A 25,097-nucleotide genomic window follows, 5' to 3' on the forward strand; every position below is an offset into this window, starting at 1 on the left:
GGCTACCAGGCGTTGGGCAGCATCGCCGCCACGTCGAGGCGGTTGGCCAGCAGCCCGGAGCTGTGCATGAGATCCGCCACGCGCTGCAGCCGGGTCGCCGACAGCGTGGTCGGGTAGCTGCCGAGCGAGATCAGCGCGGCGGTGGTCTGGTCGATGTCGGAGAACCTCGGCAGCGCGTCGCGCACCTTCGCCGTGTCCGACGCGGCGAGCTGGGCCTGGGTGAGCACGTTCCGGAACGCCGTCAGCGTGCGCGGGTTGGCGGCGGCGAACTGGCCGGTCGCGGCGTAGCCCGAGGCCGGGAAGTCGAGGGTGGCGCCGGTCGAGCCGTCGGCGAGGACCCGCGCGCCCAGCTCCTTCTCCGCGCGGGTGAGGTACGGCTCGACCATCAGCGCGGCGTCCGCGTCGCCGGACTGCAGCGCGGCGGGCATCTGCCCGAACGGCCGGGGCACGAATTCGATCTTCGATTTGTCGACGCCCGCCGTGCCGAGCACCGCCCGCGCGGTGAGCGCGCCGATGTCGTCCGGGGAGTCCACCGCGATCTTCGGCGACTTCTTCGCGGTCGGCTCGGGGTAGTCGGAGTCGGGCAACGTGACGAGCGCGATAGTCGTGCGGCCGAACGTGTACGCCTCGCCCTGCAGTTGCAGCGCGGTGCCCGCCCCGGCGGCGCGGAACAGCGACACGTCGCTGCCGAACGTCACATCGACCTGTCCGGCTTTCAGTTTTTCCACGCCGTCGCTGTCGCCGAGTTCCACCAGCTGGACATTCAGCCCGGCCTGGCGGAACTTTCCGGCCGCGACCGCGATCCGCAGCGGGGCGGTGTCGATCGGGCTCGCGACGCCGACCCGCAGGGTCGCGCGTTCCGGCGGCTGCGCTTGTCCGGCGTCACTGGATCCGAACACGGAGCAGCCGCTGACCGCGAACAACGTCGCCACCAGCGCAAACCTCAGACCGGTCGCTTTCACTCGCCATCCCCTGCCGGGAGAATCTCTGCCTCGTGCTGGATCGTATGGGCCGCTGCCCATACGATCGCCCGCAGGGCGGTTCCCCCGCCAGGGTGGCTTCCCGATCTTTTCGCCGGGAACTACCAAGCGGTAGTTTCCGGCCGGAGCCCGAGGACGTCCGTGGGCAGAAGTTCCCCGCGGTGGAAAAGGAAGCACAGGTGACCCGTCGCGACGACCGTCCCCGTTCGGGTGACGCGGCGGATCCGGCTGCCTCGCGTCCGGTCGGCGGCCGGTGGCGGCTGCGCAACTGGCGGCTGCGCACCAAGCTCTTCGTCGTCCTGCTGATCCCGGCGCTCGCCGTGGTCGTGCTGGTCGGCCTCCGGGTCAACAGCGACCTACGCGACGCCCGCCAGCTCGCCGAGTTCGCCGCGCGCTGCCGGGTCGACTCGACCGTCGCCGAGGTCGTGCACCAGCTGCAGCGGGAACGCGACGTCACGGTCCGGTTCGTCGCGGGCGACCGCAAGGGCCCCACCGACGTCCTCGTCGGCCAGCGCACCCGCGTCGACCTGGCGATCGGCGCGTTCGAGCGGTCGCTCGCCGACAGCAAGACGCGGCTGGACGATTCCGCGGCGGGCGATCTGCAGCAGAGCGACGACCGGCTGCGCGTGCTGGGCGGCCTCCGGTATTCGGCCGAACACTCCGCGTATCCGGCCGACGCGGTGCTCCGCTCCTACAGCGAGCTGATCTCCGGTCTGCTCGACATCAGCGACACCGCCGCGGCCGACGTCACCGAACCCGACCTGGCCCGGCTGCGGCTGGCCGGGAACGCGCTCGCGCGGATCAAGGACCAGATGTCGGTCAAGCGCGCGATCATGTCCGAGGCGCTCGCGCAGGGCACGCTCAACCGGGACCGGACGCGCGCGCTGCTCGGCGCGGAGGCGGAGCTGGCCGCCGCGCGCAGCGACTACCGCACCTTCGCCACTCCGGACGAGCAGCGGATGTACTCGGACACGGTGATCGGCATCGTCGTCGACATCGGCAACGACATGGTCGAGTCGGCGCTCACCCGCACGGAGAACAACCAGCCGCTCTCCGGCCTGGACGCGGACCAGTGGGACACCGCGTCCACGTACACGGTCAATCTGGCCCATCAGGTGCAGCAGGCGCTTCTCGTCCAGCTCCAGGAGAAAACGGACGCACGAGCCGCCAGCGCCCGCGCGTCGACGATCTGGGACGGCGGAATCGTCATCGGCGTCCTGCTGGTCGCCGGGGTGCTGTCGGTGGTGATCGCGCGCTCGCTGCTGCGGCCGTTGCGGATCCTGCGGCGCACCGCGCTCGAGGTCGCCGACCATCGGCTGCCCGAGGCCGTGCAGCGGCTGCTGACCGAACCCGATCCGGCTCCGGAGAACCTGCGGCACCGGGCGGCGGTCGCGCCGGTGCCGATCTTCACCCGCGAGGAAGTCGGGCAGGTCGCGCGCGCGTTCGACGCGGTGCATGGCGAGGCGGTCCGGCTGGCCGCCGAGCAGGCGATGCTGCGCGAGAACGTGAACGCGATGTTCGTCAACCTGTCGCAGCGCAGTCAGGACCTGGTGGAGCGGCAGCTGTCCGTGCTCGACCGGATGGAGGCGGGCGAACAGGACCCGGAGACGCTCGGCGGGCTGTTCGAACTCGACCACCTCGCCACCCGGATGCGGCGCAACAGCGAGAACCTGCTGGTGCTGTCCGGCACCGACCTGGTGCGCGAGGACACCGGACCGGTGGTGGCCGACGAGATCATCGGGGCCGCACTGTCCGAAGTGGAGGATTACCAGCGGATCGAGGTCGGCCCGGCCCCGGCGCTCGCGGTGCGCGGCGACGCGGTCAACGACCTGGTGCACGTGGTGTCCGAGCTGCTGGAGAACGCCACCCGGTACTCCGGGCCGCAGACGGCGGTCACCGTGGAGAGCGCGCGGACGCCGGACGGGGCGTGGCGGATCGAGATCACCGACCGCGGCGCGGGCATGCCGCAGGCGGAGATCGACCGGACCAACGCGCGGCTGGCGCATCCGCCGGAGGTCGACGTCGAGGTGTCGCGCCGGATGGGCCTGTTCGTGGTCGCGACGCTGGCCGAACGGCACGCCATCGCGGTGAAGCTGAGCCCGGCCGAGGGACGCGGGCTCACCGCTACGGTCGTCGTCCCGGCGGCGCTGATCACCGAGCCCCCGCCGCTGCCGCAGCCGCCCGCGCCGGTCGAACCGGAACCCGCCCCGGAGCCGGAGCTGCTGGCCCCGCTCGCGCCGCTGGCTCCGCCCGAGGAGCCCGACGAGCCGGTCGAGCTGGTCGCGCCGACTCTCGACGACGCGGGTCCGCTGCGGCGGGCGCCGGTGGTCGAAGAGGCGGCGTCGTGGCCGGTCGAATCGGCGCGGTCGCATCTGGAGATCGACGCGCCGACGGACCGGATGCCCGCGTACCGCGACGTGCTGTCGCGCTGGTTCGATCTCTCCGCCCCGGCGGAGGAGCCGGTGACACCGGAGCCGCGCGTGGTCGCGCCGATGCCGGAGGTGCCCGCCTTCGACCCAGACCCGGAGCCGGAGCCGGAGCCCCAACCCGAGCCCCCGGCCGTCGAGCCGCGGCACGCCTACGAGGGGCCGCCGGAGTTTCCGACGGAAGACCCGGACGAGGCGGCGGCCCCGGAATGGCCGACCCCCGAGCACCTGGAACAAGAGGACGGCGCCGAGGACACCTGGCCGTTCCTGCGGGTCGCCGACGTGGCGGGCGGCCCCGCCGCGGAGCCGGAGCAGCGGCCGATACTCTCGCTTTCCCCCGACGCGGTGCGCGCCCGGATGACGAGCCTGCAAGGCGGCTTCCGGCGCGGCAGGCACGCCAGGGGGGAAGACACCCCGCCACTGGATCGAAACGGATGAGGCATGAGTTCGAACACCGCCCTGCTGGAAGTGATCGCGCTGGGCGCGCGGGACGCGGAGCGGGCGCAAGAGGGCGGAGCGGACCGGCTCGAACTGGTCTCCGACATGGCCAGCGACGGGCTCACCCCGAGCGAGGCGACGGTGCGCGAGGTGCTCGCCGCCACTGATTTGCCGGTGCGCGTGATGCTGCGCGCGGAGAACACTTTCGACGCCCGCGCGATCGACGAACTGCGTGCTTCGGCGGCTCGGCTGGTGTCCGCGGGCGCGCGGGAGTTCGTGTTCGGCTTCCTGACCGAGGACGGCGAGGTCGACGCCGACGCGTGCCGCGCGCTGCTGAAGGAGATCGACGGGCGGCCGTGGACGTTCCACCGCGCCATCGACCGTTCGCGCGACCCGATCGCCGCGTACGACGTGCTGGCCGAGCTCGGCTGCGACACCGTGCTGGCGGCGGGACACGCGAACGGGGTCGCGAGTGGACTGTCGGTGCTGCAGCAGCTCGCGCGGCGGACCGACGGCCCGGCGCTGCTGGTCGGCGGCGGGCTGCGGGCGCAGCAGGTGCATTTGCTGCGTGCCGGCGGGGTGCGCGGTTTTCACGTGGGCGGCGCGGTGCGTCCGTCCGGTTGGGACGCTCCGGTCGACGCGGCGGCCGTGCGCGAGTGGGCCGAACTCGTCAAAGGCTGATCCGCCAGTCCATCGCGGAAGGGAACCTCGCCGGGAATTCCGATTCCGGCAAGGTTCCCTTCTTCGCTTGACGAGCACAATGCGCGTGTGCGCGCAAGGGGTCCGGAATGTCCGCGGCTTCCGCCTCGCGACCTCCGATGGTTTCCGGATTCGCCGGGACATCGCGGCGGGAATCAGTCATTAATAGCGCAAGTGGAAAACAAACCAACCGCGAGAAGGTCAGCCAAAAGTAGGTTTCTTTGGTTCGAGGGGTTTTTTAGGGTCGGGATACGGGTCGGTACCGCGATTTACCGGCCCGGTCCCCGCCTCTCGAGAGGAATTCTCATGCGCTTGCGCAAGCTCGTCGCCGCCGCGGTTCCGCTGCCGGCGTTGCTGTGCCTGTCCGTGGCCGGCGTCGCGAACGCCGACCCGCTGGTCGCCCTTCCCGGCAACGCCGCACCGCTCGCCGCCAGCGCGCGGTCCGGCGATGTCGCCGCTGAGCAGCAGATTCCCGCCGCTCTGTCCCTCAAACTGCACAACCAGCAGGCGCTGTCCCGCTTCCTCGCCGACGTGCAGGACCCGGCTTCGCCGCAGTACCGCCGCTTCCTCTCTCCGGAGCAGTTCACCGCGGCATTCGGCCCAACGCAGGCCGAGGCGGAGCAGGCGGTGAATTTCCTCAAGCGCAGCGGCGCGCGGGATATCGAGGTTTCCGGAAACCGCCAGGCGATCACCTTCTCGGCAACTGCCGGACAGCTGGAATCCGCCTTCCATACGCGGATTGGCAATTACACCGACACCGTCACCGGCCGGAAGTTCTACGCGAACGACACCGCGCCGGAATTGCCCGCTTCGGTGTCCGCCGTGGTCGATTCGGTCGTCGGCCTCGACAACCACGCGGTGAAGCACCACGCCAAGCCGCAGCAGGCGCCGCGCACGGTCAAGCCGGTGACCCCAGCCGTGCTCAAAACCGCCTACGGCACCAGCGGCATGTCCGCCACCGGCGCGGGCGTGAACGTCGGCTTCGTGGAGTTCGACGGCTACAAGAAGTCCGACATCACCGCGTACGACACGAAGTACGGCCTCAAGGCGGGCACGGTCAGCACGGTTTCGGTCAACGGAGCCAACTACGACTCCAGCCCCGGCGACGGCGAAACCGAGGTCGACCTGGACATCGAGGTCGTGCACGCGCTCGCCGCGCCGGCGAACGACTACGTGTACGAGGCCCCGAACTCCAACGCGGGCGAGCTGGCGATGTACCAGAAGATCGCGTCGGACAAGAAGGTCAGCGTCGTTTCGATCTCGTGGGGCTCCTGCGAGGCGGCGGAAGGCTCGGCGGCGGCCAACAGCGTCGACAAGGCGCTCGCGACCGGCACCGCGGAGGGCATCAGCTACTTCGCCGCGGCGGGCGACGACGGCACCACCGACTGCGCCCGGCAGACCGGCAGCAAGGCGCAGGCCGTGGACTTCCCGGCGTCGAGCCCGAACGTCTCCGGCGTCGGCGGCACGCAGCTGTCGGTGACCTCGTCGAACGGCTACAGCAGCGAGACGACGTGGAATGACGGCGCTTCCGGCGGTGCCGGCGGCGGTGGCATCTCGACGATCTTCGCCGCGCCGTCGTGGCAGTCGAAGCAGAGCACGACCAAGCGCAAGGTCCCGGACGTCGCCGGGGACGCCGCGCAGGGTTCGGCGTACACGATCATTTCCGGCGGACAGACCGGGAATGTGTGGGGCACCTCGGGCGCGGCTCCGCTGTGGGCGGGCTTCGCCGCGCTGCAGAACGAAGTCCACAAGGGCGGCCTCGGCAACCTGAACGCGAAGTTCTACAGCATCGGCAACGGTTCCTCGTACGGCACCGGCTTCCACGACGTGACCACCGGCAACAACACCTTCAACGGCACCACCGGCTTCTCCGCCGGCAAGGGCTACGACCAGACGACCGGCTGGGGCTCGTTCAACGGTTCCGGACTGTCCACACTGATCGGCTGAACGCACGCGTCGTGAGCGGCGATCACGGTTCTAACCGGGATCGCCGCTCACGAGCGTTCGGCCGATTGACCAAGATCCGGGACGCTGTTTTGATGGCCGGGTGCAGCCTCTCCTGACGCCGAAGCAGCAGGCCCTCGTCGACCGCGCCGCCAAGCTCGCGGACATTTTCGCCGAGCGCGCGGCCGAGCACGACCGGGACAACACCTTCCCGCACCAGAACTACGACGACCTGCGGGAGGCGGGCTTCCTCCGGCTGTCGGTCCCGGAGGAACTGGGCGGCTCGGGGGCCGGGCTGCCGGAAATCCTGCCGGTGCTGGAACGGCTGGCGATGGGCGACGGCGCGACCGCGCTGGCGTTCACCATGCACCTGTCGCCGCTGGGACAGTGGGCGAGCGTCTGGCGGCGCACGAAGGCTCCCCGGCTGGCGGAACTGCTGCGCAAAGCGGTGGACGGCGAACTGGTCTGGGCGTCGATCACCAGCGAAACGGGCCTGCGCAACGACATGACGGACGCGAAGACCCGCGCGGTCCGAGTCGAGGGCGGCTTCGAACTGACCGGCCGCAAGAGCTTCGCGACCAACTCGGCGGTCGCCACCCACTGCTCGACCACCGCCCGCTACGAGGAAGCCGACGGCGGCCCGCGGCTGTTGTTGTGCCAGATCGCGCTGGACCAGCCGGGCGTCACGATCCACCATACGTGGAACACCATGGGAATGCGCGGCACCCAGAGCAACGACGTCGAACTGGACAAGGTGTTCGTCGAGGACGCGGCGGTCGTGCACTCGCTGCCGGTGAAGCATCTCGACGCGCGGGTGCTGGAAACCGTGTGGGCCTGGGCGATGCCCGCGTTCTCCGCGGTCTACACGGGAATCGCGGCGGGGGCGCTGGACTGGACCGTGCGGACGCTGATCGAACGCGGCAAGGCCGAGGACCCGGTGCTGCAGGACGTGATCGGCGAATGCCAGATCCTGCTGGAAGCCTCCCGCGCGCTGATCTACCGCCAGGCCGACGAGGTGACGAGCCGTCGACTGTTCACCGGAGACGTCCAGGACGGCGTGGCCCGCAGCGCGGTCGTGAAGTACACGGCGGCGAACAACGCGGTCCAGGTGATGCAGCGGCTGGTCGACGCGCTGGGCGGGATGTCCTACACGAAGGCGCTGCCGTTCGAGCGCATGTGGCGGGACGTGCAGGCGAGCACGTTCATGCCGATGGGGAACCTGGCGACCCGGAAGCTGGTGGGGGCCAACGTGCTGGGCGTGCGGACGCTCCCGGAGATCGGTCCGGACGAGACCGGACCGGATTCGCGGGCTAAGGGCTGAATGGGTGAACCCGGCCGGAACCGGGTGAGTTTTCGCTGCTCAGGGGCTATCTTGACCGCTTCGGTCTTGGTGTCCAGGGGAGGGGCAGCGAGTGGCGAAGCAGAAATTCCGGACGCTTGAGGACGGGACAGTAATCCCGATCAACGAGGGCGGCGGGGCAAAGGTCTTCGTGGCCGGAGTGGCGGTCGTCGCTGCCGTCGGCGGCGGAACCGCGGCCGGACTCGGCGGTGCGGCGAGCGTGGGATCCGGCGCAGTGGAGGCCTTGCCGGGCAACCTCGCCGGTGACGTCGCGGATTCCCTGCCCGGCCGCAGCCTCGAGACGCGCAAAGCCGAGGGCAAGAAGTCCGCGAAACACGGCCGCAAGGACGAGACCTTCAGCCGGTTCAAGCTCAAACAGCTCAAGCAAGCGGCGAAACACGAGATCGACTGCCTGCTGAACTCGACCGACCGCGTTCGCGACTATCTCGCGGAACACCGCTGCACCTCATTGGACCGCACCCTCTTCGCCGTCGGCGATGGGCACGGCAACGCCGCGGTGATTTCCATTGCCCGCGTGGGGTTTCCGAAGAAAACCGACGCCGAAGGCTGCGAGAAGATCGAGGAGGTGCAGGGCAGCGGGGACATCAAACCCCTCACCGCCACCCTGCTCCGCCTCGCGGACGTGAACTTCTCCGGCCACCACTTCCAGTCCAGAGTGGACAACCGGACGATGGTGGTCGCCGAGACGGAAACCGTTGCCGGGCACCTGGATCCCGGCACCCTCGACGCTCTCGCGGACGTCTCGGTCTGGTTCCCGAAGCTGTGACTACTTCTTCTCCGAAACGACCGCTTCCGAAGCCTCGGAAGCAGCAGCCTCCGCCGCCTCCTGCTCGGCCAGATCCGCCGCTGCCTGCACTGCCGGGCCGTGCAGCAGCCGGGCCACTTCGCCGCGCAGGGAAACGAATTCCGCCGATTCCCGCGTGGTGATCTGGTCTCGCTGGGCGGGCAGGTCCACCTTCAGGTCCGCCACGATCCGCGCGGGCGACTTCGACAGCACCAGTACCCGGTCGCCCAGGTACACGCTCTCGTCGATGTCGTGCGTCACCAGCAAAACCGTCGTGCCTTGCTCGACCTGGACCCGGCGCAGCAGGTCCTCCAGCTCGAAGCGCGTCTGGGCGTCCACCGAGGCGAACGGCTCGTCCATCAGCAGCAGCGCCGGACGGCTCGCCAGCGCGCGGGCGATCGACACCCGCTGCTGCATGCCGCCGGACAGCTGCCACGGGTACTTGTTCACCGCGCCGGACAGGCCGACCGCCTCGAGTGCTTCGGCGGCCCGGGCGCGCCGGGTCGCCTTGTCGAGTTTGCTCCAGCGCAGCGGGAATTCCACGTTCTTCGCGACCGACAGCCACGGGAACAGGGAACGGCTGTAGTCCTGGAACACCACGGCGAGATCGTCCGGGACCGAGGTGACGCGGTCGCCGTGCAGGCTCACCGTGCCCGCGGTCGGCGGGATCAGGCCGGCGATCGCGCGCAGCAAAGTGGACTTGCCGCAGCCGGACGGGCCGACGATGCACGCCAGCTGCCCGGTCTCCACCGTGAACGACAGTTCGTTGACCGCGACGTGCGCGGACTCGCCGCTGCCGTAGCGGTGGCTGAGGCCGGAGACCTCGAGCATGGTCGACATAACGGGAAACCTTCCTAGTTCCGGCCGGGCTGCCAGCCGAGCACCCGGCGTTCGATGCCGAGCAGCGCGGCGTTGAACCCGTACCCGAGGATGCCCAGCAGCACGATCCACGCCCACATCTGGTCGAAGTCGTACGAACGCTGGGCGGCGAGCAGCGCGTAGCCGATGCCGTTGAGCGCCCCCACCAGTTCGGAGATCGCCATCAGGATCAGCGCGATCGAGAGCGACAGCCGCAGCCCGGCGAAGATCTTCGGCAGCGCCGAGGGCAGCACGACCAGCCCGATCCAGTACCGCTTCGGCGTGCGGAACGCGCGCGCCGTCTCCACCTTGACCTTGTCGACCGAGCGGACGCCGTCCACGGTGTTGAGCAGAACCGGCCACAGCGAACCGAAAATGATCGTCGCGGTCTGCATGCCCGGCCCGATGCCGAACAGGATGATGAACACCGGCACCAGCGCGGGCGGCGGGATGGCGCGGAAGAACGCGAAAAGCGGCCCCACGTAATCCATTCCGGTGCGCGAGCGGCCCAGCGCGGTGCCGAGCGCGACGCCGATCGCCACCGCCAGCAGCCAGCCGCCGAGCACCCGGCCGAGGCTCGGCAGGATGTGGTCGAACACCGGGTCGCCGAGGAACAGCTGCGAAGCCGGCCCGGAGAACCACAGTTTCGCGGCCGCGGCGGCGATCTTCGACGGCGGCGGGAAGAACACGCTCTGGCTCAGCTGGGTCGCGATCTCCCACAGCACCACCGCGATCACGAACAGCAGCCACTTGCGGGCGAACCCGCCGAGGCCGCGGCCCACCCGGCGCGTCACGGTGGACGGCTTCTCGACCACGCTCACGCGGCGGCTCCTTCGACGGCGTTGCTCCAGCGGAACAGCCGGTGGCCAAGGCGTTCCAGGCCCTCGTTCACGAGGAAGCCGAGGATCCCGGCGATGACCGTTCCGGCGAGCACCAGGTCCATCCGGCCCGGTCCGGAACTGGCTTCGAGCACGAACTGCCCGATGCCGAGTTTCGCCCCGGCGAGGAATTCCGTGCTGATCACCAGGATCAGCGAAATCGCCGCGGACAGCCGGATCCCGGTGAACACGAACGGCGCGGCGTGCGGCAGCGCGACCGAGGTCAGCACTCGCGCACGCGGAGTTCCGTACGTGCGCGCGGTTTCCAGCAGCAGCGGATCGATCTCAGCCAGCGCGTAGATGGTGTTGAAGAGAATCGGCCACACCGCCGCGTACACGGCCAGCGTGATCTTCGCTTCCGGACCGCCGCCGACGACGATCAGCACCAGCGGAATCAGTGCCACGGAAGGGATCGGCCGCAGGAATTCGACGATCGCCTTGGTCGCGTCGCGCAGCCAGCGGATGCTGCCTAGCAGCAGACCAGCGGGCACCGCGATGGCGATCGAGATGAGCAGCGCGATCAGCCACGCGAGCACCGAGGCGATCACGTCGCGGACGAAGTCGACGTCGCCGAGCAGTTCGCCGATCCGGGCGAACACGACGGTCGGCGGGGGAAGGTCGTTCTGGTCGATCAGACCGGCCCGCACGACCGCCTCCCAGATCAGGAGGAAGCCGAGCAGGCCGGTCAGGTTCCGGACGAGGCGCACGTCAGGACGCGTTCGCCTGCGGGACGATCATCGACTGCACGTCGATCTTCGACTGGATGGAACCGAACTGCTGCAGCAGGTCCGGCACGCGCTGGATGCGCCGGGCGTCCAAAGTGGACTGGAAGGTGAGCAGCGTGGTGAGCTTCGCGGTCGCCTCGTCCACCTTCGAGAACTGGATCATCAGCGGCTCGATCTTGGAGCGGTCGGCCGATTCCTTGGTGGCGCGCAGCATCGCGCGCTGGAACGCGGCGACCGTCTTCGGGTTGGCGTCGGTGAACTTGCCGAGCGAACCGTAGCCCGCGGTCGGGAAGTCCTTGGTGCCGCCGGACGCGGTGTCGATGACCTCGACGGTGCCGTTGACCTTCGCCGACTGCGTGATGAACGGCTCGGTGAGGAAGCCCGCGTCGACGTCGCCGCGCTTGACCGCGGGGCCGATGTCCGGGAACCGCAGCGAAACCCACTTCACGTCGTTGAAGGGCACGCCGTTGTCGCGCATGACCGACTTGGTCAGGGTGTCGCAAATCGTGTTGGTGGCGGTGATCGCGATCCGCTTGCCCGCCAGGTCGTGCACGTTCTTGATGTTGCTGTTCGGCATCGCGACGACCTCGGTGCTCTTCGGACCGGCCGAAGAGGCGTCGGCGACGAGCTTGATGTCCGCGGCGCCCTTGCTCTTGGCGATGAAGAACGGCGTGTAGCTCGCGTAGGCGATGTCGACCTCGCCCGCCTGCAGCTTCTGCAGCGACGCGTCACCGCTGGCCGCGTCGACGGCTTCGACCTCGAGCCCCTCGTTCTTGAAGTAGCCGTTCTGGACCGCGAGGTGGAAGGGCACCACGTCGATCGTCGGCATGATCGAGACCTTGATCTTGGTCTTCTCGACCCCGGAGCCGCCGTTCGAACTGCTTGAACTGTCCGATCCGCCCAGCAAGCCGCAGCCGCTGGCGGTCATCGCGACACCGCCCGCCATCGCGAGCGACAGGAACCCGCGCCTGCCGTAACTGCGCCGGCCGCTCACCGCTTCATCAAACAAGGTCGCTCCTAGCAAATGGGCCCGCGTCTGGCATGGACGCGGGGGGAAGGTGGCTCATTGTCCGGAGTCACGCGGCTACTGTAGAGAACCAGGACGATCACTCACAATGGGTGTTCATATACGATTCAGAAGTGGTACTGATCACTCGATCAGGTGATCGAATCCGCTGGTATGTCGGGGTAAGCGAACGACCCGTGGGTGCCCGCTAGGCCTTGATCCGCTGCCTGGGTGCTCTCCGGGCAACTTCTGGAGGGTTACAAATGGGCCAGGCGTTCGCTACCCTCTGCTCCTGCAATGTGAGGTGTGGACCACCGATGTAGTGAGAGCGCGACTTGGGAAAAGGCTCTCCGCGCACGCCGGCGACGAGCCGGCGCAGGGTGGCCTCGGCCGAACGGACTAAGAGATCGACCACGTGCGGGGACCGAACGTCATGCCAGACCTGAACCGATTCCGCGCCCGAGGCGACGGGCAGCCGCACCGCGAAGTCGATCTTTTCACTCGGAAGGGTGTAACAGTCCGGGGCGCGGTCCAGACCACTCAGGTGGCGGATCACCTGCCGGGAGCGTGCGCGTAGTGGCCACGAGCACGGCAGGTTCGGAATCAACGGGCCCCTCGGGCCCGGACGGTGGTGCGGCGGTGCCGAACGAAGACACCGCGGGGGCAGGGGAGGCCTCCGCTCAGGACAACGCGGGAACCGCGCAGCAGCGGTCCTGGCTCGCGCTCGGCAACTGGCGATTGCGGTCCAAGCTCGCGCTCATTCTCCTCATCCCCACGGTCACCGCGCTGGTGCTCGGCGTGCTGCGCGTGGTCGACGACGTGCGGTCGGCGGTCGACCTCAACCACACCGCCAACCAGGTCGCCTTCGCCGAGAAGGTCACCGCGGTGGTGCACGACCTGCAGCGCGAGCGCGCGCTGGCCGTGGTCCGGATCTCCTCAGGCGACCCGCTGCGCCAGACCGGCCTCGACGCGCAGATGGCCAAGGTCGACCGCGACGTCGACGACCTGCGCAACGCCGCGGTCAACCTCGAAAGCGACGACCAGGCGGCCAGCGACCGCTACGCGCACGGCCTCCAGCGCCTCGACGCGCTGCGCCCGCTGCGCGCGGCGATGACCACGTCGGCCTACTCCGACCGCGCGGTGCTCGACACCTATTCTTCGGTGCTCGACTCGCTGATCCAGCTCGGCCGCGAGGTCTCCACCGCGACGACCGACCGCGACCTGCTCCGCCTCGGCACGAGCACACAGTCGATCAGCGAGGCGAAGGAGTTCATCCTCCGCGGCGACTCCGCGCTGCAGATCGCCGCGTTCCGCGACGGCTTCCCCGGCAACCTGATCGACGAGACCCGGGCCGCCGAGGCCAGCGGCGACGCGTCGATCACCGCGTTCCTCGCCAACGCCACCGGCGACCAGGTCCAGCTCTACAACGACACCTACTCCGGACCCGAGGTCGACGAGCGTCGGCGGTTGCAGACACAGGCGTTCTCCTTCGCCCAGCAGAGCCAGCCGCTCAACCTCGACGGCACCAAACTCGGCCAGGACTCGACCGTCGCCGCGGACAAACTGCGCGCGGTCGAGGTCAACCTGCTGACCCAGCTGCGCGCGCAGGCCGACGAACTGGCCAGCAACGCGGTGCGGTCGGCGTGGGTCGGCGGCGTCATCGTCCTCGCCGCGCTGGTCGCCGCGCTGATGCTGATGCTCGTCATCGCCCGGCTGATGCTGCGCCCGCTGCGGGTGCTGCGGAAGACCGCGCTGGAAGTCGCCTACACCCGGCTGCCGGAAACCGTGCAGGCCATCCTCGACGACCCGGACCCGGTCAACGCCTCGAAGAAGGCGGTCGACCCGGTGCCGGTCCTCACCCGCGACGAGATCGGCGAAGTGGCGCGCTCGTTCGACGTGGTGCACGAGCAGGCGGTCAAGATGGCCGCCGAACAGGCATTGCTGCGCGAGAACGTCAACGGCATCTTCGTGAACCTGTCCCGGCGGTCGCAGCGGCTGGTGGAACGCCAGCTCGGCGTGATCGACCGGCTCGAGGCCGACGAGCAGGACCCGGACCATCTCGCGAGCCTGTTCGAACTCGACCACCTGGCCACCCGGTTGCGCCGGAACGGCGAATCGCTGCTGGTGCTTTCGGGCGCGGGCCTCGCGAAGTCGGTGCCCAAGCCGGTGCCGGCGGCCGACGTGATCGGCGCGGCGGTGTCGGAGATCGAGCAGTACGCCCGGATCGAGATCGGCATCGTGCCCGAGGTCGCGGTGCAGGGCCTCGCGATCCACGACCTCGTGCACGTGCTCGCGGAACTGCTCGACAACGCGACCTATTTCTCCGAACCGGAAACCAAGATCACCGTCCGCGCGGTCATCACGCGCAAGAAGGCGCTGGCGATCCAGGTCACCGACCACGGCGTCGGCATGAGCGAGGAGCGCCTGGCCGAGGTCAACGAGCGCCTCGCCGACCCGCCGGACCTGGACGTGTCGGTGACCCGGCGGATGGGTCTGTACGTGGTCGCGCGGCTGGCCCAGCGGCACGGCATCGAGGTGCGGCTGCGCGAGAACGAGGACATCGAAGGCGGCGTGATCGCCCGCGTCGTGGTCCCGGCCGAGCTGCTCACCCAGGTCCGGACCGTTTCGCCGACGATGCGGAACACCCCGCCGCCGCCGAACCGCAACGAGGTCTCGCACCCGAGCCTCCCGCCGGTCAACCGCGATCCGGAGCCGTCGAACCCGCTTCCGCTCGCGCCGCCGCCCTCGTCCGCCGAACTGACCGAGGCGATGGGCTCGGCGAATTCGGCGAACTCCGGCGGAGCGTCCGAGAACGGCGGCCTGGTCCCGCTCGACCAGCCGATCAGCCTCGACGACCTCGTCGCGGGCAACCGCGCGGCCGGTCCGTTCCTCAGCCCGGCGACGCCCGCTTCGGAAGCCCCGGCGTGGCCGACCGCCGAGGATCTCGCGCCGCTCACCCGCGAGTCCTACGGCGAGGGCGCGAGCCTGGCGCAGACCGAATTCCCGCCGCTGGTGCTGCCGAAGCGGGAGCCGAAGTACGTCGCGCCGGAAGCGCCGAAGGAACAGCCGCCCGCCGAGCCGGACGGTTCCGCCGCGCTCGAGGACGACGTCCCCACCCGGCGGCTGCCGATCTACCAGTCGGTGCTGTCGCGCTGGTTCAGCGAGGGCGAGGACAGCGACCCCGGCACGGGAACGCCGCCGTCCGCCGCGGCGGAGCCGGACACCGCCGAGGCCCCCGTCGGCGAGCAGGAGGAAACTCCGGCCGAGCCGCGGGAACGGGCGCTCGAATCGACGCCGCTCTACCCCGGTTCCGACGAGCCGGAAGACGACAGCTGGCACAGCGTCTCCGACGAGGGCTGGCAGGCGGCGCAGTCGCTGCTCGAGTCCAAGAACGAGGAGATCACGCCCGCCGGGCTGCCCAAGCGCGTGCCCAACGCGTACCTGGTCCCCGGCTCGATCGGGAACGCGCCGGAACCGGCGCAGCAGCAGAACTCGTTCACCGACGCGACCGCCGGAATGCCCGGGACGGGCGCCATCACCCGCTCGGCGACGGCTGCCCGCAGCCGGATGGCAAGCTTCCAGCGTGGGTACAAGTCCGGCAGGCACGCGCTGAAGGAGCGGCCGCCGGAAGCCCGGCTCGACGACGACGGGGTTCGCGTCACCGGGGCCGGGTATGTGAGCGACAGCAGTGAGGAGCGAGAGTGACACGGGCGGGAGTGCAGCCGGGAGGCGGCTCGGTGCAGCCGAACGGCAGGCAGGCCGGCGGCAGCGCGGCGAGCAGCTTCGCGTGGCTGATCACGGACTTCGTCCACCGGGTGCCCGGTGCGGCGCACGCGGTGGTCGTCTCGGCCGACGGTCTGCTGCTCGCGTCTTCGCGCGGGCTGCCGAAGGACCGGGCGGACCAGCTGGCGGCCGTCGCCTCGGGGCTGACCAGCCTCGCGCGCGGGGCGGCGAAGGTGTTCGAAGGCGGCCCGGTCGCGCAGACCGTGGTCGAGATGGCGAACGGATTCCTCTTCCTGATGTCGGTGTCCGACGGCTCGTGCCTCGCGGTGCTGGGCTCGCCGGAAAGCGACATCGGCTTGGTGGTGTACGAGATGACTCTGCTGGTCGAACGGGTCGGCCAGCAGCTGACACCGGAGATGCGGGCACAACTGCAGGGCGCTGCGGTCCGTCGCTAGGCGGGCCTAGGACTACAGGAGTAAACCGTGGACGACGGGCGCTTGCGCGGCGACGGCAGGCTCGGTGACGAGCACACCGGCGGCTGGGGCGATCGGGACGGCAGCCGGGAGGACTGGAAGTCCTTCCGGGACCGGGTCGACCGCGAATGGCGTTCGAGGGACGTCCAAGCCGCGGATTCCGAGCCGGTGCGGGAACCTCCGAACTGGCTGACCGATTCCAACGCCGGGCAGCAGCCGGGCATCACCGCGGTGCCCGGGTACCGCGAGCGGCTGCTCGGCGGACCCGGTTCGGAGCTGTTCGGCGGCGCGAGCGGACCGCTGTACGACTCGGCCGAGTTCGCCGCGTTCAGCGCCGAACGCGACGGGTCGCCCGGACCGTCCTCGAACGAGCTGGCCGCCGCGCTGCCGATGCAGGCGGCCGGAGAGTACGCGGACGAGCCCGCCGAGGTGGAGACCTCCGGGCTGGTCCGGCCTTACTTCCGCACCCGCGGGCGCACGAAGCCGACCTACGACCTCGCGATCGAGGCTCTGGTGTCGACGAGCGAACAGGGCCGGGTGCTCGACCGCGTCCGCGTGCCGGAGCACCGGTCGATCTGCGACCTGTGCCTCGACACCCGGTCGGTCGCCGAGGTGGCCGCGCTGCTGCGGCTGCCGCTCGGCGTGGTGCGGGTGCTGATTGGTGACGTGGCGGGCCTCGGCCTGGTGCTCGTGCACACGAGCAGCAGCACGAATTCGGGCGACCGCCCCAGTATCGAGTTCATGGAAAGGGTGCTCAGTGGGCTTCGGAGAATTTGACTCCGACGCGAACACACCGCATACGGGTCCGACCTCGTCGGCCAAGATCGTGGTCGCGGGTGGGTTCGGTTCGGGCAAGACGACTCTGGTCGGGGCGATCTCCGAGATCGACCCGCTGACCACCGAGGCCATGATGACCGAGGCCAGCGTGGGCCACGACGACGTGTCGGCCACGCCGAACAAGTCGACCACCACGGTGGCCATGGACTTCGGCCGGATCTCGCTCGACTCCGACCTGGTGCTGTACGTGTTCGGTACGCCGGGCCAGCACCGGTTCTGGTTCATGTGGGACGACCTCGCCGTCGGCGCGATCGGCGCGGTCGTGCTGGTGGACACGCGCCGGCTCGCGGACGCGTTCCCGTCCATCGACTTCTTCGAGAACCGGAAGCTGCCCTACGTCGTGGCGATCAACTGCTTCGACCGGCTGCTGCACCACCAGATCGAGGACGTGCGGCACGCGCTCACCATCTCGCCGTCGGTGCCGATCATGGCGTGCGACGCGCGGGAGCGGGAGTCGGCGAAGCAGGTGCTGATCTCCGTCGTGCAGCACGCGATCGCGCACGACACGGCTTTGCGGGCGGGCTAGTCCCGCCTGGTGTCCCCGTCGCCGGCTGCGAAGGAGGCGTCCGCCGACTCCCAGATTCCCGTAACACCCCGGTGCGGGTGCGGCCGTTGGAGTGAACTCCACGGGCTTCACCCGCTTCGGGGAGTGGTGCCTCCGAGCGGGGCGGCTGAGCAGTCCCGTCCCCTCGCGGCCGAGGCCGACGGCCCCTGATCGGGGCTCGGACCGGCGGTGACCTGCACGGACATCCTGCTGCGCACGGTGGCCGCCGCCACCACCGAGTGACCCGCGAATGCGTGGTTGTGCATGCGTTCGCGCGACGTTACATCCGGCAGACACGTACCGTGCCCGGGCACCCGCTCGACACGACCGGGTGCGTGAATACGCTGGAACGACGACTTCACCGCGGCCGGGCGAGGATGGGTCCGAGTGCGGGGAACGGGCGTCCGGCAGCGTTCGAGGAGCTTGGAGGGGCAGTGACCGATTCCGACCGGCCAGCGGACCAGGGCACGTTCAGCTGGCTGATCTCGGATTTCGTGCGCCGGGTCCCGGGCGCCGCGCACGCGGTGCTGGTCTCGGCGGACGGACTGATGCTCGCGCCGTCGGAGGGACTGCCGCAGGAGCGCGCCGAGCAGCTCTCCGCGGTGGCGTCCGGACTGATCAGCCTGACCCAGGGCGCGGCGCGGTGCTTCGAGGCGGGCGGCGTGAACCAGACCGTGGTCGAGATGGAGCGCGGGTATCTCTTCCTGATGTCCGTCTCCGACGGGTCCTGCCTGGCCGTGCTCGCCGCGCCGACGTGCGACATCGGGACCGTCGCGTACGAGATGACCCTGCTGGTCGAGCGGGTCGGCGAGCAGATCACGCCGGAGCTGCGCGCGCAGTTGCAGGGCGGCGGGGTGCTGGGGTAGCCGATGAAGATCTCGGGTTTCGGAGACCAGGACACGGGTGCCTGGGACGCCCTCCACAAAGGCACGGAGCGGGAGTCGTTCGACTCGCCGAGCCGGTACGAGCTGAGTTCGCTGAGCCTGCGGCTGCCGCATCGGCAGCCCCGGTCCACGCCTCCTGCTTCGCGGCATGCCCAGCGTCCGGAGCCCGCGCCGCGTCCGGTGGCCCCGCCGCCCGCGCCGGTGCGGGAGGAGAGCTGGGACGACGGCTACGAATGGGTCGAGGACGGCGAATCCGGTTACTGGGAAGAGCCGCGGGCAAGCCACCGCTGGGAAGAGCCGCCCGCCCGCCCCGCGGCGCACGACCCGTACTCGTTCGACGAATACGCCGGTTCGCCCGGACCGGACGACCGCGTGGTGCCGCAGGGCTCGGCCTACCAGCGCCAGCACGTCGAACAGGCCACCCGCAGCAGGCACGCGCTGGCCGAAGAGCCCTCATACTCCGATCCGGGACCGGCGTCCGGAGTGTCCGAACTGGACCGGTTCTGGTCCGGTGAGGAGCCCGCGCAGCCGGAACCGCCCGCCCAGCCGACGAAGTCGCGGGTACGGCCGTACGCGCGCACCCGCGGCCGGACCCACTCGGACCACAACCTCGCGCTCGAGGCCCTGGTCTCCACCAGCGACGAGGGCCGCCGCTACCGCGGGGTGCGCTCGATCGAGCACCGGCGGATCTGCGATCTGTGCCTGGACACCCGGTCGGTCGCGGAGATCGCCGCGCACCTGCACCTGCCGCTCGGAGTGGTGAAGGTCTTGGTGGGCGACATGGCGGACATCGGGCTGGTCATGCTGCACCAGACCGATCTGGTGCTGGGCGATCGCTCGTCGAGGGAGTTCATGGAGCGGGTGCTGCAGGGGCTGCGCAACCTCTGACGGCTGGGTTTCCGGCTGCGTGCCAGGTCCGAGGACAGAAGTCAGTCTTCGACCAGTGCGGCGGAAGTGATGCGGTGCAACGGATACCGCTCGTGGTTCGCGCCCTCCAGCACCCCGCCACCGACCCGCAACGGCCGCACGACGCGTTGGCTGGCCGTGCCACGGGAGTCGACGAAGCCGATCCAGACCTCGCGTTGTTCGAGCGTCGCGCGGGACAGCAGGTCGAGTGTCGCCGTTGTGTCCGCGCCTCCGCCGCCCGGCGCACGCACCGTCGAACCTCGCCGTCGGGCCGAAGCTTGGTCTCCGGCCCGGAGGTTCGACACGATCCGCGCCGCCTGTTCGTCGGTCAGCACGGCCTGTTCGCCGGGCCGGGCGCGGGCGGACCGGGTGCGGGCGGGGAGGCGGCGTCCGGTGGGGCGCAGGTCGACTACCCGGCCGTCCGGGCCTTCCGCCGCGGGGGCGAAACCCGCGCCGCGCAAGGCTTCCAGTACCTCCGCCAAGGGCGCGGAGCTGATCAGCACCGTCGGCGCGATCATTCGCAGGTCGTACTCCGCGGCCACCGGGTTCGCGAGCACCTCGGCGAGCAGCGCCTCGTCGTCGCAGCGCAGGAACGATCCCGCGGTGCCGCCGCGGAGGCGGCCGTGGCGGCGGGCGACGTCGTCGATCAGGTACGTGAGGCCTTGCGGCACCGGGGTCGCGGACTTGTTGCGGAACATCGCGTGCAGCTCGTCCGCGGTCCGTCCGGTGTCGAGCGCGCGGCGCACCGAAGGCTCGGTGACCCGGTAAACCGTTGCGTGCCCGGCGGATTCGACGTCCGCGACCGCGGCCATGTCCGCCGCCAGCTCCGGTTCCAGCGGGCCGGGCGCGACGACCGTCAGGTCTGCCTGCACCAGCACGTGGTCGACCGGCGCGGGCAGCGCGTCGTGCATCGCCTCGACCGCGCCGGAGCGGTCGTCCTCCAGCAGCAGTCGCGTGGCGGTGGTGAGGGCGCCGAGACCGACCAGGCCCAGCGCCGTCGCCTCGGACATCGTCCAGCGGACGGTTTCGTCGCGCAGCCGGCCGCCTCGCCGGGGCGCGCGCCAAGCCAGCACAGCCACCAGCTCGTCGACGCTTTTCACGCCCGCGCCCGGATTCAGCTCAGCCAGCGCGGAAAGCACGCGGTGTCGCGAAACCGGCGCGAGCGGCCGTCGCAACTCCTCGGACAACGGCGCGATCGGCTTGTCTTTCGCGTCCCGGCCCCCGGCGAGCCCGGGCAGCCGCGGAAGTTCCAGCCACGCCTGCGCGAGCGTCATCCACCGCTGCACCGACGGCGACGCGAGCCAGCTGTCGGTGAGCATGGTGGGCACGTATTCCGGGGCGGTGTTTTCGCTGTCCGCGACGAGTCCCGCGCCGACGACCAGCTCCACGAGCAGCGTCGCGCGCGTTTCGTCGACCTCGAGATCCTTGGCGACCTTCTTCAGCTCGCGCACGCCGAGGCCGCCCGCCTTGAGCACCGGCGGCGGCGAATCCGACCACATCCGCAGGAGGGATTCCGTCTGCCGCAACAACTCCATCGCTTCGCCGGCCGCGGTTTCGTCCACTGTGTCCGTCCGATGTGGATGGACGGGCAGCTCCGGCTCGACCAGCGTGTCCGGTTCGAAGGCGAGCCCGCCGCGCAGCAGCAGGCCGAGTTCGCGGGGCAGTTCGACGGTCTGGTCGTCCCGGCGCAGCAGCAGGCCGCGCGCGAGCAGCTTCTGCACCGGGGTGGCCGCGTCGGACAGCCCGACGTCGAAGCTCGCGTCCCGGGTGCGGCCGATCGGCGGTCCGGCGGCCAGCGCGGTGAGCACGGCCCGCTCGTCGTCGCCGACCTCCGCAAGCCGCGCGGCGATGTCGGTGGCGGCCAGCGCGGGCGACGACGCGCCGAGCCCGGCGGGGAACGGCCCGAGTGCGTCGCGGGCCGCGGGAGGCACGCGCAGTTCGTCGTCGGTGCCCCAGACGAGCGCGCGGGCACGCAGCCGGGCGAGCGGTTCGCTGACGTCCCGGCCGACCAGCGCGGTCACCGCGGACACCGGCGTCGGCTCGGCGTCGGCGCCGGCGACCAGCAGCGCGTCCAGCACCGCGAGGGTGAACGTGTCGAGGTCTTCGCAGGCGCGGGCGACCGACCCCGGGGTGCCCGCGCGGGTGGCGAGCACGGTGGTGTCGGACGGAGGAGGGGTGGACAGATCGCGACGCGTGCGCAGCAGTTCGGCGAGTGCGTCGTCGGACTCCGCACGCAGCCAGTCCGCCAGAGAGGTCGCGGGCATAGACACCCAGGATACCGGGCGGGTGCGCGCGCACGAGCGGTGTTCGGGCAGACTGTGTGCGAGTTTGCCGGACGAGGGCCTCGGAGGAAGCAGTGGCGAAGGGCGACAAGCAGAGCAAGGGCATCGACCCGACGTGGCCGGGCGAACCGGGCGAGCACCCGGTCACCGAGCTGTCCTCGGACCGGCAGGGGGCGCTTTCGCCGTTCGGCGACCTGACCTTCCCCCTCGACACGGTGCCCTACGTGCACCCGGAGACCGAGATCAACCGCTGACCTGCGGACCGCGTTCGGGAGCGTCGCGCGGGCGGCGCCCCCGAACCTGAAGTTACTGGTCAGTCACCCGGTTGGGGTCGGGTGGCGCGGGTCACCGGACTAGATTCGAGCCGTCCGAACCCACACCACCTGCGGGGAGTACGTGTCATGCCGGTTCCCGGTCCCGGGTATTCGATCACCGTCCGGGTCGAGGCCCCGGCCTCGTCCACGGCCGCGGGTGATCTCACCACCGCGGTCGGCCGCGTAGGCGGCGTGCTGACGGCGTTCGACGTCGTCGAATCGCACGCGGACATGATCGTGGTCGACATCAGCGCCAACGCGCTGTCGGAAAACCACGCGCAGGACATCACCCAGGCGCTCGATTCGCTGCCCGGCGTGCGGGTGCGCAAGGTCTCGGACCGGACGTTCCTGATCCACCTCGGCGGCAAGATCGAGGTCAGCCCCAAGGTCGCGCTCCGCAACCGCGACGACCTCTCCCGCGCGTACACGCCCGGCGTCGCCCGGGTGTGCCAGGCGATCGCGGCGAACCCCGAGGACGCGCGCCGGCTGACCATCAAGCGCAACACCGTCGCGGTGCTCACCGACGGCTCCGCCGTGCTCGGCCTCGGCAACATCGGCCCGGCCGCCGCGCTGCCGGTGATGGAGGGCAAGGCGGCGCTGTTCAAGAAGTTCGCCGGCGTCGACGCGTGGCCGGTCTGCCTGGACACCCAGGACACCGAAGAGATCATCATGATCGCGAAGGCGCTCGCGCCGGTGTACGCGGGCATCAACCTCGAGGACATCGCCGCGCCGCGCTGCTTCGAAATCGAGAAGCGGCTGCGCGAGCAGCTGGACATCCCGGTCTTCCACGACGACCAGCACGGCACTGCGATCGTCGTGGTCGCCGCGCTGCGCAACGCGCTGCGCGTGGTCGGGAAGAACATCGAGGACTGCAAGATCGTGGTCAGCGGCGTCGGCGCGGCCGGGTCCGCGATCATCCGCCTGCTGCTGCGCAAGAACCCGGGCGACATCGTGGCCGCCGACATCGACGGCATCGTCTATCCCGACCGCGGCAACCTCGACGACAACCTGACCTGGATCGCCGAGCACACGAACAAGGACGGCAAGTCCGGCACGCTGCACGACGCGCTGGTCGGCGCGGACGTCTTCATCGGCGTCTCGGCCCCGAACCTCTTCGGCGCGGAGCAGGTCGCCACGATGAACGACGACGCGGTCGTCTTCGCGCTGGCCAACCCGGACCCGGAGATCGACCCGCTGGAGGCGCAGAAGCACGCCGCGGTCGTCGCCACCGGCCGCAGCGACTTCCCGAACCAGATCAACAACGTCCTGGCCTTCCCCGGCGTCTTCCGCGGCCTGCTCGACGCCGCCGCGCACAACATCGACGACAACATGCTGCTGGCCGCCGCCGACGCGATCGCCGACGTGGTGGACAACGGCAAGCTCAACGCGTCGTTCATCGTGCCGAGCGTGTTCGACAGCGCGGTGGCCCCGGCGGTCGCGGAAGCGGTGCGCAACGCGGTGCGGGCGGAACGCGGGCAGTAGCCTCGCGGGCGTGAGTGAACTCAGCCATGTCGACGAGTCCGGCGCCGCCCGGATGGTCGACGTCTCCGGCAAGACCGCGTCCGCGCGCACCGCGCTGGCCGGCGGGACCGTCCACACCACGGCGGAGGTCGTCGGCCTGCTTTCGGCCAACGGCCTTCCCAAGGGCGACGCGCTGGCGACCGCGCGGATCGCCGGGATCATGGGCGCCAAGCGGGTGCCCGAGCTGATCCCGTTGTGCCACCAGATCGCGCTGTCCGGGGTCAAGGTGGAGTTCGAACTGGCCGAGGCCGCCGTGCACATCAGCGCGACGGCCAAGACCAAGGACGTCACCGGGGTCGAGATGGAGGCGCTCACCGCCGTCGCGGTCGCCGGGCTGACGCTGCACGACATGATCAAGGCCGTCGACCCGGCCGCGACGCTCGACAACGTGCGGCTGCTCCGCAAGGACGGCGGCAAGACCGGGACCTGGGAGCGGCCATGACCAAGACCGCGCGCGTCATCGTCGCGTCGAATCGCGCCGCGCGAGGCGTCTACGAGGACAAGACCGGCCCGGTGCTCGTCGCCTGGCTGGCCGACCGGGGCTACGACGTCCCGCCGCCGGTCGTCGTCGAGGACGGCGACCCGGTGGGCGTCGCGCTGCGGGCCGCGGTGTCCGACGGCGTCCAGGTGATCCTCACGACCGGTGGCACCGGCATCTCGCCGACCGACCGGACCCCGGACGTCACCCGCGCGGTGCTGGACTACGAGCTGCCCGGGGTCGCGGACGCGATCCGCGCGGCCGGGCTGCCGAAGGTGCCCACCGCGGTCCTGTCGCGCGGCGTGGCCGGGGTCGCGGGCCGGACCCTCGTGGTGAACCTTCCGGGGTCGAGCGGCGGCGTGAAGGACGGTCTGCGGGTCTTGGCGGACATTCTCGAGCACGCGGTGGACCAGCTGGCCGGGGGAGACCACCCGCGCGAGGCCGCGCCATCGGGTCCCGCGGTCCGGATCCTGCGGGCGGAGGTGAGCGACCAGCCGCTGTCGGTGGAAGAACACGCGCGCCTGGTGGAGGACGACGCGGCGGGCGCCGTGGTCACGTTCTCCGGCGTGGTCCGCGACCACGACGGCGGCAAGGGCGTGCGCGATCTGACCTACGAGGGCCACCCGACGGCCCGGGACGTGCTCGCCGAGGTGGTCAACGACCTGGCGGCGCGCTGGAAGGGCGTACGCGCGGTGGCGGTGAGCCACCGGGTCGGCGCGCTGACGATCGGGGATGTGGCGCTCGCCTGCGCGGTCGCCGCCGAGCACCGCGGCCAGGCGTTCACCGCGTGCGCGGAGCTGGTGGACGAGGTGAAGGCGCGGCTTCCGGTGTGGAAGCACCAGCACTTCACCGACGGCACGGACGAGTGGGTCAACTCGCCCTGATTCTCGTCGTGAGTGGCGATGCCGGTTCTAACCGGCATCGCCACTCACGAGCCCGGAGACGACGAAGGGCCCCACCGCCAGGGGATTTGCCGCGGTGGGGCCCTTCGGGCGTTCTGTCACAGCAGTCGCTGCGCCGGAACCAGCCTCACGAGG

General features: G+C 70.5%; 21 protein-coding genes. 15 read left to right on the plus strand and 6 right to left on the minus strand.

The window, feature by feature from the left end:
* Positions 1 to 2: 2 nt before the first annotated feature.
* The gene (locus F9C12_RS27730) at positions 3 to 1,022 is read right to left on the minus strand and encodes an ABC transporter substrate-binding protein (protein WP_409184716.1); all 1,020 of its coding nucleotides are present in this window, start codon (positions 1,020 to 1,022) and stop codon (positions 3 to 5) included.
* 137 nt (positions 1,023 to 1,159) lie between these two features.
* On the opposite strand from F9C12_RS27730, the gene F9C12_RS27735 reads away from it, so the two are divergent.
* From F9C12_RS27735 to F9C12_RS27755, 5 genes are all read left to right on the plus strand, one after another.
* Positions 1,160 to 3,844 (plus strand): nitrate- and nitrite sensing domain-containing protein, encoded by a 2,685-nt coding sequence (locus F9C12_RS27735; protein ID WP_409462308.1) that lies wholly within the window; start codon positions 1,160 to 1,162, stop codon positions 3,842 to 3,844.
* Positions 3,845 to 3,847: 3 nt separating this feature from the next.
* A complete protein-coding gene (locus F9C12_RS27740) occupies positions 3,848 to 4,525 on the plus strand; it encodes a copper homeostasis protein CutC (RefSeq protein ID WP_409462309.1) in 678 nt (225 codons plus the stop codon).
* A gap of 324 nt (positions 4,526 to 4,849) precedes the next feature.
* Complete coding sequence (locus F9C12_RS27745) at positions 4,850 to 6,490, plus strand: protease pro-enzyme activation domain-containing protein (protein WP_409462310.1); 1,641 nt, start codon at positions 4,850 to 4,852, stop codon at positions 6,488 to 6,490.
* A gap of 100 nt (positions 6,491 to 6,590) precedes the next feature.
* Positions 6,591 to 7,808 carry an acyl-CoA dehydrogenase family protein gene (locus tag F9C12_RS27750; protein WP_409462311.1) on the plus strand — a complete coding sequence of 406 codons (1,218 nt, stop codon included), beginning with the start codon at positions 6,591 to 6,593 and terminating at the stop codon, positions 7,806 to 7,808.
* Between the two features lie 91 nt (positions 7,809 to 7,899).
* Positions 7,900 to 8,613 (plus strand): hypothetical protein, encoded by a 714-nt coding sequence (locus F9C12_RS27755; protein ID WP_409462312.1) that lies wholly within the window; start codon positions 7,900 to 7,902, stop codon positions 8,611 to 8,613.
* On the opposite strand, the gene F9C12_RS27760 is transcribed toward F9C12_RS27755, so the two are convergent.
* The 4 genes from F9C12_RS27760 to F9C12_RS27775 are packed head-to-tail and all read right to left on the minus strand — an operon-like array spanning position 8,614 to position 12,038.
* Complete coding sequence (locus tag F9C12_RS27760) at positions 8,614 to 9,471, minus strand: ABC transporter ATP-binding protein (RefSeq protein ID WP_409184722.1); 858 nt, start codon at positions 9,469 to 9,471, stop codon at positions 8,614 to 8,616.
* A 14-nt stretch (positions 9,472 to 9,485) separates the two neighbouring features.
* Complete coding sequence (locus F9C12_RS27765; RefSeq protein WP_409462313.1) at positions 9,486 to 10,310, minus strand: ABC transporter permease; 825 nt, start codon at positions 10,308 to 10,310, stop codon at positions 9,486 to 9,488.
* Complete coding sequence (locus F9C12_RS27770; RefSeq protein ID WP_409184724.1) at positions 10,307 to 11,074, minus strand: ABC transporter permease; 768 nt, start codon at positions 11,072 to 11,074, stop codon at positions 10,307 to 10,309. The genes F9C12_RS27765 and F9C12_RS27770 overlap by 4 nt, the downstream gene beginning before the upstream one ends.
* A gap of 1 nt (position 11,075) precedes the next feature.
* Positions 11,076 to 12,038: an ABC transporter substrate-binding protein gene (locus F9C12_RS27775; protein ID WP_409186868.1), complete on the minus strand. Its 963-nt coding sequence runs from the start codon at positions 12,036 to 12,038 to the stop codon at positions 11,076 to 11,078.
* A 699-nt stretch (positions 12,039 to 12,737) separates the two neighbouring features.
* Between F9C12_RS27775 and F9C12_RS27780 the strand changes: the two genes are divergently transcribed.
* From F9C12_RS27780 to F9C12_RS27805, 6 genes are all read left to right on the plus strand, one after another.
* Positions 12,738 to 15,803 carry a nitrate- and nitrite sensing domain-containing protein gene (locus F9C12_RS27780; RefSeq protein ID WP_409462314.1) on the plus strand — a complete coding sequence of 1,022 codons (3,066 nt, stop codon included), beginning with the start codon at positions 12,738 to 12,740 and terminating at the stop codon, positions 15,801 to 15,803.
* On the plus strand, positions 15,800 to 16,276 hold the full coding sequence (locus F9C12_RS27785) for a roadblock/LC7 domain-containing protein (RefSeq protein ID WP_369871052.1): 477 nt from the start codon (positions 15,800 to 15,802) through the stop codon (positions 16,274 to 16,276). The genes F9C12_RS27780 and F9C12_RS27785 overlap by 4 nt, the downstream gene beginning before the upstream one ends.
* A 27-nt stretch (positions 16,277 to 16,303) precedes the next feature.
* A complete protein-coding gene (locus F9C12_RS27790) occupies positions 16,304 to 17,071 on the plus strand; it encodes a DUF742 domain-containing protein (RefSeq protein WP_409184726.1) in 768 nt (255 codons plus the stop codon).
* Positions 17,052 to 17,657, plus strand: a complete 606-nt coding sequence (locus F9C12_RS27795; protein WP_009083957.1) for a GTP-binding protein — start codon at positions 17,052 to 17,054, stop codon at positions 17,655 to 17,657. Before F9C12_RS27790 ends, F9C12_RS27795 begins: the two co-directional genes overlap by 20 nt.
* 452 nt (positions 17,658 to 18,109) lie before the next feature.
* Positions 18,110 to 18,541 carry a roadblock/LC7 domain-containing protein gene (locus tag F9C12_RS27800; RefSeq protein WP_009083953.1) on the plus strand — a complete coding sequence of 144 codons (432 nt, stop codon included), beginning with the start codon at positions 18,110 to 18,112 and terminating at the stop codon, positions 18,539 to 18,541.
* Positions 18,542 to 18,544: 3 nt separating this feature from the next.
* Positions 18,545 to 19,447: a DUF742 domain-containing protein gene (locus F9C12_RS27805; RefSeq protein WP_409462315.1), complete on the plus strand. Its 903-nt coding sequence runs from the start codon at positions 18,545 to 18,547 to the stop codon at positions 19,445 to 19,447.
* Positions 19,448 to 19,488: 41 nt separating this feature from the next.
* On the opposite strand, the gene F9C12_RS27810 is transcribed toward F9C12_RS27805, so the two are convergent.
* Entirely contained in the window at positions 19,489 to 21,729 is a 2,241-nt protein-coding gene (locus F9C12_RS27810) for a helicase-associated domain-containing protein (protein ID WP_409462316.1), read from the minus strand.
* A gap of 92 nt (positions 21,730 to 21,821) precedes the next feature.
* Here F9C12_RS27810 and F9C12_RS27815 point away from each other — a divergent pair, with 92 nt between their 5' ends.
* From F9C12_RS27815 to F9C12_RS27830, 4 genes are all read left to right on the plus strand, one after another.
* Positions 21,822 to 22,001 (plus strand): hypothetical protein, encoded by a 180-nt coding sequence (locus F9C12_RS27815; RefSeq protein WP_409184729.1) that lies wholly within the window; start codon positions 21,822 to 21,824, stop codon positions 21,999 to 22,001.
* Between the two features lie 147 nt (positions 22,002 to 22,148).
* Positions 22,149 to 23,543, plus strand: coding sequence for an NAD-dependent malic enzyme (locus tag F9C12_RS27820; RefSeq protein ID WP_409184730.1), 1,395 nt, complete (start codon positions 22,149 to 22,151; stop codon positions 23,541 to 23,543).
* Between the two features lie 10 nt (positions 23,544 to 23,553).
* Entirely contained in the window at positions 23,554 to 24,024 is a 471-nt protein-coding gene (gene moaC, locus F9C12_RS27825) for a cyclic pyranopterin monophosphate synthase MoaC (RefSeq protein WP_409462317.1), read from the plus strand.
* Complete coding sequence (locus F9C12_RS27830; RefSeq protein WP_409462318.1) at positions 24,021 to 24,944, plus strand: molybdenum cofactor biosynthesis protein MoaE; 924 nt, start codon at positions 24,021 to 24,023, stop codon at positions 24,942 to 24,944. Before moaC ends, F9C12_RS27830 begins: the two co-directional genes overlap by 4 nt.
* The last annotated feature ends 153 nt before the right edge of the window (positions 24,945 to 25,097 follow it).

The sequence above is a fragment of the Amycolatopsis sp. GA6-003 genome (assembly GCF_046267895.1).
In the GTDB taxonomy this organism is placed as follows: Bacteria; Actinomycetota; Actinomycetes; order Mycobacteriales; family Pseudonocardiaceae; genus Amycolatopsis.